The sequence below is a fragment of the Rhodococcus sp. MPR-R1B genome, assembly GCF_058793255.1.
The window spans coordinates 21,448-33,406 of the sequence record NZ_JBXAFO010000020.1 but is presented as its reverse complement, the minus strand read 5'-3'; the positions used below and the strand labels follow the sequence as shown (position 1 = coordinate 33,406).

The following is an 11,959-nucleotide window of genomic DNA, read 5'->3' as shown; positions in this document are numbered from 1 at the left end:
AGCCCACGACCTGGCTACTGAGCGGGCTTGAGAACCAGCGAGATCGAGTTGATGCAGTACCGCTGATCGGTCGGCGTCGGGTATCCCTCGCCCTCGAAGACGTGACCGAGGTGGCTGTGGCACTTCTTGCAGATGACCTCGACCCGGCGCATTCCGAGTGAGCTGTCTTCTTTCAGGATCACGGCATCCGAATCCGCCGGATCGAAGAAGGACGGCCACCCGCAGTGCGATTCGAACTTCTCGGTGCTGCGGAACAGTTCGGCTCCGCAGGCCCGGCAGGAGTAGACACCTTCCGTGGTGGTGTCGGTGTACTCGCCGACGAAGGGGCGTTCGGTGCCGGCTTGGCGCAGGACGGCGAACTCCTCCGGCGTCAGTTTTTCGCGCCACTCGCTCTCGGTGTACGTGACCTCAGGTGTGCTGTCGATGCCATCGTGTGAAGAACTCATGCCTCCACGCTAATGCTTTGTCGCCGTTTCGGCTTCGTGGGCAGGTGAGACGGCATCGAGTGGGGGATCGAGGAGGTACGCGGGATCGATTCCCCGATCCAAACGGCCCTCTCGACGCGCGACCAGATACCGGTATCCGAGGACACAGAAGATCACGATCAGCAGAAGGCTCCAGCCGAGGGTGCTCTTGGTGTATTCGGCCGCCCGGCCGAAGGTCGGCCAGCGGTTCGACCACCAGCTGTCGAACGTCATGAAGCCGTAGACGGCGAGCCAGGCCGGCCAGTTCCGCATGACCGAGTTCTTGAGCACCACGGACATCAGGAGCGGGAGCAGCATCATCGAGTAGTACATCTGGCCGAGCGAGGGCAGCAGGAACGACGCGGTCATGATCACACCGGTCGCGGTGGTGAGGAAGAAAAGTTCGTCGTTGCGGTAGTAGCGGTACAGAAGCCACAGCGAGACGACGACCATGGCGGCCAACACGACGCGCAAGAGCAGGATCAACCATTCGGGCAGACCGAAGTAAGCGCCGTTTCCGACAATCGAACTGTTGAAGTAGTCACGAGATTCGAGCAGGTACGGCACGGTGCGGCGGACGAAGTCCATCGGATCCGACGCCAGCGGCCATGCCACGACCGTGAGAATGAACGGGATGCCCAGGGCGGTGACGAACACCTTCCACTGACCGCGAACGAGTGGCAGCAGGAGCAGCGGCGCGAGAGTGGGTTTCACTGCGATGGTGAGACCGATCGCGGCGCCGGCCCACAGATCCTTCTTGCGCATCAGCAACAGGAGGAAGGCAACTTCGCCGAGCAGGACGAGGCCGTTGATGTTGGTGAACACCAACGTGTTGGTGACCGTCTCCGACATGAACGCGCCGAGCACCAGAATCGGCGCCGCGATGGAACTGATCGTCAGGTCGAACAAGCGCAACAGCAGGTAGAGAGCCACGAGAATTGCGACGGCATTGACACCGATGAACAGCCACCGTGAGCGCTCGGGATCGAGGATCGCCAGGGGTGCCATCAACAAGGAACCCGATGGTGGGTACAGGTAATGGGGGTCTACGGAGTTGAAATCTGCGGTGTAGACGTCGCGCCCGTTCCAGAACGCCAGCGCGGCGTTGTAGACCGGTCGGAAGTCATCGGTGATGGCGCCGTTGACTGCTGTGACGATGACACGATTGAGCACTGTCATCACGGCGATCGGCCACAAAACGAAGTTGACGACTTGTTGGGTTGTCCGCCCGGTACGCGGCTCGAGCTGTCGAAGGAACACTTCGGCACGGTACACCGGAGCAGGGTGTGATCGGGGGATGCACCCCTTTTCGGTCGTGGTGGACGAGCGCCCGAGTCAGGCCGGGCACACGCTTCCGTTACTGGGCAGGGAGGCGTCGCTGAGGTAGAGGCGCATCGCCTGTTGAGCGCACGTGGATTGTGCCGCCGGGTGACCCGCACCTTGCCAGTCCAGAGTTGCGAAGCGCGATCCTGCATTGGTCACGACGCCGGTGACGGTCGAGAGTCCGGAGTTTCCGACGGCCGGGTCACCCTGACCGCTCAGCACGAGGACTGGGGGCTTCAACTGATTCGGCAAGGGAGAGTTGGCGGTCGACGGCCAGCTGGCGCACGCCAGCAACCCGAGCGCGGCTTCTCGCCCGAACACCGGATAGTTGGTGCCCCACGTGTTCGCAAGCTCGCGCGCACGCCCGATGCCCGGCCATTGCATGCCGTCGGTGCATCGTCCGATGAACTGGCCGTCGCCGTCCACCTCGTTCTCCGCCCGGGCGGCGCGCTCTCGAATCGGTGAAGCGTTGCCGGTACCGAGCGCGGACAGAGCGTCGGACAGTGAGCGGGTCTCCTGCTCACGGTTGGTTCCGGCAGTCCACAGGCTCGCCGAAATCGCGTTCGACACCGCAGCGGCGGACAGCGGCTGGAATTCATCGGCGCGAGCGCGCTCCATCAAGTCCGTGACCGATTTCTTCGGATCAGGTCCGAGCGAGCACCCCAGCGCCACACATCGCTGAGCGAATGCCGCCAATGCCGCTTCCTCGCCCTGCACGCGGCTTTCGGCCTCGGTCGCAGCGTCGGTGGCAACCGGAGCGGGAGAATCGAGGATCAATCTCGCGAGGTTGTTCGGGTGGGCTGCCGCATAGCTCAGCGCGATGTCCGAGCCGGACCCTGCAGACCACAGAGCGATGGTCTCGACGCCCCACCGTGTACGTAGAGCGTCGATGTCCTCGGCTGCGGAGTCGGCGCCGAACTTCAGTTCTTGAGGGTCGAGGTAGTCCGTGCAGGCAATGGTGGCGTCGTGACCGAGGGCCGCGACCGCATCGGCGGCGTCACCGGTGGTGTCCGAGTCGAATTGGCCCAGATCGTGAAGTCCGCGCCGAATCTCCGGCGTCATGCAGTCGATTGCGGTGGACCTGTCGATTCCGCGGCGATCGAGGGCAACCACGGGATGTTCGGCGAGAACCGTGTTCAAGCCGGAAGCGGCGAGCATGGCCAGAGAGTTTCCCGACGAACGATCGGTGCCCGATGTGAACACGATCGGATACGCGTCGGCAGGCGTCGACGAGGTCCGAGCGCGGGTCAAGCCGGCAGTGAAGTTGCCGTCGATGGCGCCGGTCACGTCGATGGGGGCATTGAATTCCGCGCATTCGAGAATGACGCCGGCGCTCGACGCCGCGAGAGCCTGGTCGGCGAGTGACGTGCCGGTGCAGTCTCGCCACGGTATGTCATCGGTCGGGACGCCAGGGTCAACCGGCGGCGCATCGGGCGACGGTCCCTCGCTCTGGGCAGGGCTGCCGTCGGTGCGGCCTTCGACCGCGACGGCGGGCCGAAGCGACGGACCGGCGCCGCACGCACAACACGTCGCGAGGACGACGGCCATCAAAGCAACTCTGCGCATGCCGACCAGAGTGCCAGGTTCACCGACGTGGCTGCTGACGAACCCATCGAGTGAGGATCGTGCCGTCCGTATCGCCGAGAATGTGCGCGGGACGCATGGCTGTGGGCATTGCGTTGGGGGAGAGGGAGATTCGGCCGACTTTGCTCCCCACCAGTTGAGGTGACGTGGTGATGCAGAGTTCGTCGACGGCATTGTCCTCGATCAACTGCCCGAAAAGTGATGGTCCGCCCTCGCACAGCACGCGACGGAGCTTGCGAGCCGACAAGGCCCTGTCGATGTCGCCGCTGGTGACGTTCGGTGAGTCCGTCACCTCCACCTGCGCTCCGGCAGATCTCAGCGCCGAAATTGCCGCGGAGTCCGCGTCGCGACCGACAACTAGGATCGGTGGAACTTCGGTATCGCGAAGGAGTCGGCTTTCGGGGTCGATCGACGCGTGCGCCGAGACGACGAGGATCGGTGGGACCGGAGCGAGGCCGCTCGCCTTTCGTCGCGCCCGAGCTGCGTCCGAGACCTGCACACCCCCGTAGTTCTCGGCTCGCGCTGTGCCTGCGCCGACCACGACGACGTCACAAAGTTCGCGCAAGATCCCGAATACCGACTTGTCTGCCGGTGTGCCCAGTCCACCGCTCACTCCGTCAACGGAGACGCACCCGTCGATGCTGGAAACGAAGTTCACGCGCATCCAGGGTTGCGAGAGGTTCTCCGGATAGGCGTACAAGCCGCGGAGCTCGTTTTCGTGGCCTGGTGTGAAGTAGGTCGCAATATCCATACGGTGCACATGAGAGATCACATCACGTAGATACCCTTGACGGATGCATGAACGTCTTGTCGATCGCAGCCCGGTGGTACCCGCCGATCAACTGGTAGCTCAAATGGTGCCTCCCGCAATGTTCGACGAGGTGAGTTTTGCGTCCTACATTCCTGATCCGAAGGAACCGAGCCAGGCAGCTGCTGTCGCCAAGGCCGAGGAATTCTCCAAGCGCGTCACCAAGATCCGTAGTGGTGGACGCCGCGGACTGTTCGGCAAGAAGACCCAGGCGACCGGCGCCGGCCTGTACCTCGACGGCGGGTTCGGTGTCGGTAAGACTCACTTGCTGGCGTCGATCTTCCACAGCGTTCCGTCGCCGAAGGCTTTCGGAACCTTCGTCGAGCTGACGCACGTCGTCGGCGCTCTCGGCTTCAACAAGGCGGTCGAAGCGCTCGCCGACCACAGCGTTCTCTGCATCGACGAGTTCGAGCTCGACGATCCGGGCGACACCATGCTCGTATCCCGCCTCCTTTCGGAGCTTTCCGCGCGCGGCGTGTCCATCGTCGCGACGTCGAACACGCTTCCCGGCCAGCTCGGGGAGGGTCGCTTCGCCGCCCAGGACTTCCTGCGCGAGATCAAGAAGCTCGGCTCGATCTTCGAGACGATTCGCGTCGACGGCCCCGACTACCGTCACCGCGATCTCCCGCCCGCACCCGAGCCCATCTCCTCGGAGGAGTTGGTCTCTCGGGCCGACGCCATCGACGGCGCCACGCTCGACAACTTCGACGAGCTGTGCAAGCACCTCAGCACCCTGCACCCGTCGCGGTACAACAAGCTGGTCGAGGGTGTGAAGGCCGTGTTCATCGACGGTGTCCACCCGGCAACGGATCAGTCCGTTGCACTGCGCATCGTGGTTCTCGCCGACCGCCTGTACGACGCGAGCATCCCGGTCACCGTTTCCGGCGCACGCCTCGACGAGATCTTCACTCCCGAGATGCTCGCCGGTGGGTACAAGAAGAAGTACTTGCGCGCGACCTCGCGTCTGCTCGCACTTTCTCGTTTCGAGGTCGCGGCCGGCTAGCCTGCACGCCTGTCAGCTGACGGGGCGCTCCATCACGAAATCGTGGTGGAGTTGTGCGCCCACGAGGAAAGTCTTCGTGCCGACCTGTGTGAAACCGTGCTTTGCGTAGAACTTCTGGGCGCGCAGGTTCTCCTGATTGACGCCCAGCCAGATCCCGGCACTTCCGCTGCGTCGTGCGTGGTCGACAACCGCGTCCATCAAGGATGCTGCCGCGCCGGTTCCGTGGTTACCCGGAAGCACGTACAACTTGCTCAGTTCCGTTGTCGGGCGAAGTGTCACAGCAGCTTTGACGTCCGGGTCGGAGGGCTCGTCGTCGACAAGCATCGCGTAGCCGACGATCGAACCGTCGCGAATGACCTTGAGAACGGTTCGTGTCGGATCGGTCAGGTACTCGGAGAACTTGTCGACGGAGAGAACGTTGTCGATGAAGGCACTGATGTCGTCGTCGGATGCGTCCGGCGGACACGCCAGTGGAAATGTCACCGCTGCCACGTCGGCTATTGCTTCGGAATCCCAGATCCCGGCCCGGTCAACGGTGATCGTCACGTCAGTTTCTGCCTCTCGTGCACACAATTCGGTCAATCAAGTACACCACTTTCCTCGGGCGCAATGCTCAAGCGGCGTTCTCGGCGACCGGAGTTGTGGCTCGTTTCGGTGCGAACGCGGGAGCAAGAACTATCAAGATCGCGCAGAACGCCAGCGGAATCAGGAACCCGATTCGAAGGTCACTGAAGGCGGCGACCGCGCCGACGATGCCGCCGCCGACGACTGTGCCGACGTAGTTGAAGAGGTTGATGCGTGCGATCACCGCATCGACCTGATCCGGGGGAGCCATCCTGCCGGCAGCGCTGAAGCAGATCGGAGCGATCACCGGTACCCCGAGCCCGACGATGAGGAACCCGGCGATGGCAACGGCGGGAGATTGCGCGAGGACGACAACTGTCATACCGACTACGCCGATGAGAGAGCCGATCCGCACGACGGTGGTCTCACCGAATTTCCCGACCCAGTAGTCCCCGGTCAGTCGTGCGACAAGTGCCGCGATCTGATACGCCGCCACGGAAAGGGCAGCGGTCCCGGCGTCGGCGAGCAGTTCGTCCTTGACGTACAGAGTCGACCAGTTTCCGACGCTGAAGTCGACCGCGTAGAACAATGCCATCGCGACGCCGAGGAGGACGAAGGCGCGGGTGGGTACCGCGAATTTCGCGGTGCTCGTGATGTTTGCCTCGGCAACCGGAGACTCGGACCGATCGAGTAGTTGCGGGCCGAAGGCCAGAAGCATCAGTCCGACAACAACTCCCGCGATCACCTGCGTGACGCGGATCGAAATGTCGAGGCCTGCGGTAGCAGAGATGAACAGGGCGCCGACAATCGCTCCGACGCTCCAGGAAGCATGGAACGAGGAGAGGATGAAGCGGCCCTTGGCGTGTTGGATCGAGACTGCCTGCATGTTGGCGGCCGCGTCGACCATGCCGAGTCCGATGCCGTAGATCGCCAGGAAGACGAAGAACATCGCTGCGTTGGGCGCAATTCCGGTTGCCCCGCCGAAGACTGCGATGACGGCGAGCCCAGTTCGCAGGGTCATCTTGCTCGACGTTCTCACGGCCAGCATCTCGGCGAGCACGCTGCCGAGCCCGGCGATGACGGACACGGTGACAACCGCAACCACAACCAGTGTCTCGCTCAGCTCGAACAAGTCCTTGTACTGCGGCAGCTGCGTCAGAATGGCGGCGAGCAGAAATCCTTGAAGTCCGAAGGCCACCGAAGTGGCGATCCGAGCCCTCGTCAGGGTGCGGGTGTTATCCGTCATCAAGCAGGGCCTTTGTCTCGTTCGTTCGGTTAGGCCGAACGGTACTGGATCTTGATACTGGTCGAGTGTCCAACAAAGCTGCGTGTTTTGCACGGTTCTTTGATTAACTGACCGACATGACTCGGCAGCCGACACCAGAATTTCCGACTTCCTTCGTCTGGGGAACCGCCACTGCGGCCTATCAAATCGAAGGAGCTGTGGCCGAAGACGGTCGCGGACCGTCGATCTGGGACGAGTTCTGTGACCGTCCCGGTGTTGTCGTCGGGGGCGACACCGGGACGGTCGCTGCCGATCATTATCACCGCTGGGAGTCGGACATCGAGCTGATGAATCAGCTCGGGCTCGACGCTTATCGGCTGTCTCTGTCGTGGTCGCGCATTCTGCCCACCGGATCGGGGGCCGTGAATGCGAAGGGGCTCGACTTCTACGACCGCCTGATCGACCGACTGTGTTCGGTGGGAATTACTCCTGCCGTCACGCTCTTTCACTGGGATCTGCCCCTTGCCTTGCAGGAACAGGGCGGCTGGATGAACCGCGACACCTCGTATCGGCTGGGGGAGTATGCGCAGGTCGTCGGCGAGCGACTGTCGGATCGGGTCGGAATGTGGATGCCGCTCAACGAACCAGTTGTGCACACGCTTTACGGGCATGCCCTCGGAGTTCACGCCCCCGGACTGGCCTTGGGGTTCGAGGCTTTCCAAGCCGCACATCACCAGCTGCTCGGGCATGGCCTCGCTGTCGAAGCGCTTCGGGCAACCGGATGCACGAACATCGGAATCGCCTCGAACCATGCTCCGGTGCGTGCCGCTTCGGATTCGCCGGAAGACGTGATGGCTGCCGACATCTACGACCACGTCGTCAATTGGATGTTCGCCGACCCGGTTCTGGTCGGGAAGTACCCGGCCGACGAATTCGCTCAGCTGCTCAGCGGTCCTGTCGACGAGGACTTGAAAATCATCGGGGCGCCGCTCGACTGGTACGGGATCAACTACTACGAGCCGACGATGATCGCCGCTCCGGTGGAAGGCCAGGGGACCGAAGGTGTGCTCGAAGTCGACCTGCCCCCGGGCCTGCCCTTTGCCCCTGTCGCGATTACCGGTTATCCCACAACCGATTTCGGTTGGCCGATCGTTCCCGAGGGGCTGGGCGAGATCTTGCGGACGTTCCACGCCCGCTTCGGTGACGCACTGCCGCCGATCTACATCACCGAAAGCGGATGTTCATTCCACGACGCCCCGGATGCCGCAGGCGTCGTCGACGACGAAGCACGAATCGACTACCACGATGCGCACCTTCGCGCCCTCCGATCGGCAATGGACGACGGTGTCGACGTCCGCGGTTATTTTGTGTGGTCACTTCTCGACAACTTCGAATGGGCTGCGGGATACAAAGAGCGATTCGGCCTGGTGCACGTCGATTTCGACACCCAGAAGCGCACTCCGAAGACCTCGTTCGAGTGGTATCGCGCCCTCATCGCCGAGCACAAAGCGGCTCAGGTCTGACCTGTGCGGAGGCGGTCTGGGTTGCATTCTCGAACCGGGCCGCCTAGCCTCGTCTCTCATGAAGCGAATTCTCGTAGTAAGCCGCCGTAGCGGGGTCTGAATCGGACCGACCCCTCGCTGCGGGTCGTCTTGCTACCAGTTGGTCCTCCACTTCATTCCAGGAAGACCACGATCATGACTTACAACTTCGCTTTCGCTTCTGATTCTTCTTCTGCTGCTGATCCCTTCGCGGCGCGTCACGGCAAATCTCTGCCCGCCGGCTTGCGTGCCGAATGCTCAGCGATGTCGTGGACCGAGTTCGAGTCCACGTATGCGGCTATGAGCGGCCCGATCCGTCTGGGTGCGTGGTCCTCCGAGAAGATTGCGCCGGGTCGTTGGGCCTTCGAAGCGACTCTCGGTCTGGGGGAGCGTATCCAGAAAGCGTCCGCCACCTCGACCGGCGCGATCTCGGCCATGACGTCGATGCTGCACGACGCGGGAATCTCGCTCGAGATCCTGTCTTTCCATCAGCACCAGATCGGCCACCGCACTGCGACGTTCATCTTCACCGAGTGCGACGGCCGTCGGAGCTGGGCGATGGGTATTGCGGAGTCGTCGACGGAGTCCTCGCTGCGCGCGATGACTTCGGCAGCGAACCGCTTCTCTCACTGAGCAGCTACAACAATCTGATCAGCTACATCAACCGCAGTACTGACGTGGATGCCCGAGGGGGCTTGCGTCAGTACTGCGGCCCGTGTGTTCGGCGCTCGAACGCAAAAAGCCGGAACCCTGAGGTTCCGGCTTCTTGCATTCTCAAATGGTGCGCGATACTGGGATTGAACCAGTGACCTCTTCCGTGTCAGGGAAGCGCTCTCCCGCTGAGCTAATCGCGCGGGTTCTGGAGAAAAATGGAGCGGACGACGGGATTCGAACCCGCGACCCCAACCTTGGCAAGGTTGTGCGCTACCAGCTGCGCCACGTCCGCATGAGCAATGAACTCCGTTACCGGAACTCAGTACTTTTCTAACTTATCAGACCTGCAAGCAGGTCTTGACCATCAGGCCCTAGGGCCTGACGTGGTGCGCGATACTGGGATTGAACCAGTGACCTCTTCCGTGTCAGGGAAGCGCTCTCCCGCTGAGCTAATCGCGCGAGGTGGAGACGGGAATCGAACCCGTGTGCACGGCTTTGCAGGCCGTTGCCTCACCACTCGGCCACTCCACCGTAAAAGGTTGAGTCACACCTCTCGAGCGGACGACGGGATTCGAACCCGCGACCCCAACCTTGGCAAGGTTGTGCGCTACCAGCTGCGCCACGTCCGCATCGCACCGTGTTGCTTGGAGAGCTGCTCGCTCTCCTCGGTGCGTTGGAAACATTAGCCGACCGTGTCGGATACACACAAATCACCAGCTCAGTGGCGTGTTCGGAGTCGAATCGGCCCGTTGCGCGCGTTGCAACTGTCCGTCTTGGCGATGAATACGGTCTGAAATCAGCTCGAATTCGTAGATTTCGGGGTCGCCTGGAGCAAAACGAATGCCAACCTGGTGATTCGTATTCATCGCGCAGCCGTGTTAATGTTCCAACTCGTTCGAGCGCATGCGTTCGGATGACTTACGGTCCCGTGGCTCAGTGGGAGAGCGTCCGCTTCACACGCGGAAGGTCGCTGGTTCGATCCCAGCCGGGACCACAACAAGAAACCGCCTGGTAACAGGCGGTTTCTTGCATTTCTAGGGTACTTCCTTTTCGGGCCCGTGGGCCCTATGTGGGCCTTGCCAATTTGTTGGCCTCCGCGGGCACGGCTTGTTTTGCGACGGCTTGGCCTGGTAGCGGCACGCTCTGACGCAGCTCTGGTATCTTCGATGTCATACGGCCCCCGTTGGTAGGGAATACCTGCTGAGAGCAGTGATCGGGCGGTTTCATAGCCGCCTGTAGCGAAAAGGGAACTCGGGGATAACAGCAGGCCGCTCACATGACGCCAGCCGCAGAAAGTCACCTGCCGTGCGGAACAACCAGTAATTCTGGAGTTCCGTCGTGTCTTCTGCATCTGCCCTTCCTGACCTTCGTGCGTTCTCAGTGCCCGAGGTCTCTGAACGTCTGCAAATCAGCCAACGCGCCGTCTGGCGCTTGCTTGCCGACGGTCAGCTGAAAACCCTCTTTGCCCGTAAGCCGGGTGTACCGGTGCGTATTCCGGCAGAAAGCCTGCGCGCACTGCTGGCCAACGGTCACAGTGACGGTATTGGTAGCGATGTCTGACGCCGCACGCATAAAACCCGCCAGCGGCGCTGACGGGGGCTTGAAGAAGGCTAGGGAGTCTTGGGGCAACGAAATGCCACGCCGTCGCTTACGGCAGTCACTGCTAGTCCATCGCGGACACGGGTCATAGCGACCGGATCGTCGTACCCGTGACGGCCGGCACGCTGAACCTTGTAGAGCTCGGAGAGGTCGTGGCCACCCGCGACAAGCTAACTGTCCCTATCTGGACGGCCTGGCGCCCGAGATTGGCTGCGCTTCTTCCAAGCAAGGCGACCGTGGGTAATCACATGGGGAGAGTCCTGCGAGCGTGCCAAGGGCGCGGAGAAGGCTTCCTGATGGCCACCGTGATTGTGTGCCGGGGCCGGGACGGGCATGGTGTCGGCGAGCCGTATGGCTCGCCTGCGGATGCTTGGGATGCTCGACGACGCCATCTGTGAGCGCGCAGTGGACATCATCGACCGTCTGCACTGGGTGGTGAGCGCCGCAAGAGCGTGTTTGAGACGCTGAGCGGCATTCTGCGGGGCCTTGAAGCAGCCCCGTCCCGTCGCCGCATCATCGATTCGTTCGTCAAGGCAATCGCGCGATGGGATGTCGAGAACGATGCCCGCGGATGCCAACCGTTGCTCGGCCTCGTAGTGGGCTGCGGATCCGCTGCTTGGTGGTGGTGATCAACCACGAAGGTCAAGAGGGCACGAGCGGGCCGCCTGGTGCGGCGGTGAATGTAGACCCCGACGCGGTCGTGACGCTGCACCCTGAGAGGACGCAGACGCCGATGGGGTCGCGGCGCCTCGGTTGCGAACTGTCAAGGACTGACACGGCGTTCCGGCACCTGGCCGCCTCCGGTGACCTCATGGTCTCGGGGAGTCGCCTCCGCAGTAGCGCGAGGGTGGTGGTGCAGTTTCACACCAAGCCAGTGAGGTCGTTCTGGGCAATGCCGCCGGTACCCGACTCTGCGATGCAGTGCTCGACTTCGGCACGCCGCTGCGAGTTCGCGTCGGTACAGGTGGTGCGAGCGGCCGAGATGGCCTTCTCGGCAGCTTCTTTCGCAGCCTTCGCTGTCAGCAGATCGACCGAGAGCGGCTCACCGCGCCGCACTCGGATCACCCGACGCCGGTGCCTACGAAGGTGCGCTGGACTTATCCGACCGACTCGGTGAGGGCGAGGTTACGCGACTGGTGGCGCTGCACTTCTGGGTGGATTTGGCCCTGGTCGTCGGACCGTGGTCACCTCGAC

12 protein-coding genes and 6 tRNA genes are annotated in these 11,959 nt (G+C 62.6%); 6 read left to right on the top strand and 12 right to left on the bottom strand.

The window, feature by feature from the left end; all coding sequences use genetic code 11:
- Positions 1-14: 14 nt before the first annotated feature.
- From msrB to AC1Q61_RS23895, 4 genes are read right to left on the bottom strand one after another with little or no spacing between them, the layout of a single operon-like run.
- Positions 15-446: a peptide-methionine (R)-S-oxide reductase MsrB gene (msrB, locus tag AC1Q61_RS23910; protein WP_003942631.1), complete on the bottom strand. Its 432-nt coding sequence runs from the start codon at positions 444-446 to the stop codon at positions 15-17.
- A 9-nt stretch (positions 447-455) separates the two neighbouring features.
- Positions 456-1,739: a glycosyltransferase family 87 protein gene (locus AC1Q61_RS23905; RefSeq protein ID WP_054828358.1), complete on the bottom strand. Its 1,284-nt coding sequence runs from the start codon at positions 1,737-1,739 to the stop codon at positions 456-458.
- Between the two features lie 60 nt (positions 1,740-1,799).
- On the bottom strand, positions 1,800-3,353 hold the full coding sequence (locus tag AC1Q61_RS23900) for an alpha/beta fold hydrolase (RefSeq protein ID WP_064688821.1): 1,554 nt from the start codon (positions 3,351-3,353) through the stop codon (positions 1,800-1,802).
- A gap of 19 nt (positions 3,354-3,372) precedes the next feature.
- Positions 3,373-4,122, bottom strand: a complete 750-nt coding sequence (locus AC1Q61_RS23895; RefSeq protein ID WP_492651134.1) for a pyrimidine reductase family protein — start codon at positions 4,120-4,122, stop codon at positions 3,373-3,375.
- 43 nt (positions 4,123-4,165) lie between these two features.
- Between AC1Q61_RS23895 and zapE the strand changes: the two genes are divergently transcribed.
- Positions 4,166-5,182: a cell division protein ZapE gene (zapE, locus tag AC1Q61_RS23890; protein WP_003942629.1), complete on the top strand. Its 1,017-nt coding sequence runs from the start codon at positions 4,166-4,168 to the stop codon at positions 5,180-5,182.
- 12 nt (positions 5,183-5,194) lie between these two features.
- Here zapE and AC1Q61_RS23885 read toward each other — a convergent pair whose 3' ends face one another.
- The gene (locus AC1Q61_RS23885; protein WP_007732909.1) at positions 5,195-5,728 is read right to left on the bottom strand and encodes a GNAT family N-acetyltransferase; all 534 of its coding nucleotides are present in this window, start codon (positions 5,726-5,728) and stop codon (positions 5,195-5,197) included.
- Positions 5,729-5,795: 67 nt separating this feature from the next.
- Positions 5,796-6,992, bottom strand: coding sequence for an MFS transporter (locus tag AC1Q61_RS23880; RefSeq protein WP_007732911.1), 1,197 nt, complete (start codon positions 6,990-6,992; stop codon positions 5,796-5,798).
- A 116-nt stretch (positions 6,993-7,108) separates the two neighbouring features.
- On the opposite strand from AC1Q61_RS23880, the gene AC1Q61_RS23875 reads away from it, so the two are divergent.
- Positions 7,109-8,494, top strand: coding sequence for a GH1 family beta-glucosidase (locus tag AC1Q61_RS23875; RefSeq protein WP_054781938.1), 1,386 nt, complete (start codon positions 7,109-7,111; stop codon positions 8,492-8,494).
- A gap of 174 nt (positions 8,495-8,668) precedes the next feature.
- Entirely contained in the window at positions 8,669-9,145 is a 477-nt protein-coding gene (locus AC1Q61_RS23870) for an alpha-isopropylmalate synthase regulatory domain-containing protein (protein ID WP_042919911.1), read from the top strand.
- Between the two features lie 146 nt (positions 9,146-9,291).
- Here AC1Q61_RS23870 and AC1Q61_RS23865 read toward each other — a convergent pair.
- The 5 genes from AC1Q61_RS23865 to AC1Q61_RS23845 all read right to left on the bottom strand — a co-directional run bounded on the left by AC1Q61_RS23865 (position 9,292) and on the right by AC1Q61_RS23845 (position 9,795).
- Positions 9,292-9,366, bottom strand: a tRNA-Val gene (locus tag AC1Q61_RS23865).
- Between the two features lie 16 nt (positions 9,367-9,382).
- Positions 9,383-9,458, bottom strand: a tRNA-Gly gene (locus AC1Q61_RS23860).
- 92 nt (positions 9,459-9,550) lie between these two features.
- Positions 9,551-9,625: transfer RNA gene (locus AC1Q61_RS23855), tRNA-Val, on the bottom strand.
- Position 9,626: 1 nt separating this feature from the next.
- Positions 9,627-9,697, bottom strand: a tRNA-Cys gene (locus AC1Q61_RS23850).
- A gap of 25 nt (positions 9,698-9,722) precedes the next feature.
- Positions 9,723-9,795: transfer RNA gene (locus tag AC1Q61_RS23845), tRNA-Gly, on the bottom strand.
- Between the two features lie 293 nt (positions 9,796-10,088).
- On the opposite strand from AC1Q61_RS23845, the gene AC1Q61_RS23840 reads away from it, so the two are divergent.
- The 3 genes from AC1Q61_RS23840 to AC1Q61_RS23830 all read left to right on the top strand — a co-directional run bounded on the left by AC1Q61_RS23840 (position 10,089) and on the right by AC1Q61_RS23830 (position 11,394).
- A tRNA-Val gene (locus AC1Q61_RS23840) sits at positions 10,089-10,160 on the top strand.
- A 344-nt stretch (positions 10,161-10,504) separates the two neighbouring features.
- Positions 10,505-10,726 (top strand): helix-turn-helix domain-containing protein, encoded by a 222-nt coding sequence (locus AC1Q61_RS23835; RefSeq protein ID WP_492651133.1) that lies wholly within the window; start codon positions 10,505-10,507, stop codon positions 10,724-10,726.
- A 491-nt stretch (positions 10,727-11,217) separates the two neighbouring features.
- Complete coding sequence (locus AC1Q61_RS23830; protein ID WP_492651132.1) at positions 11,218-11,394, top strand: hypothetical protein; 177 nt, start codon at positions 11,218-11,220, stop codon at positions 11,392-11,394.
- Positions 11,395-11,626: 232 nt separating this feature from the next.
- On the opposite strand, the gene AC1Q61_RS23825 is transcribed toward AC1Q61_RS23830, so the two are convergent.
- On the bottom strand, positions 11,627-11,821 hold the full coding sequence (locus AC1Q61_RS23825; RefSeq protein WP_492651131.1) for a hypothetical protein: 195 nt from the start codon (positions 11,819-11,821) through the stop codon (positions 11,627-11,629).
- Positions 11,822-11,959 lie beyond the last annotated feature (138 nt).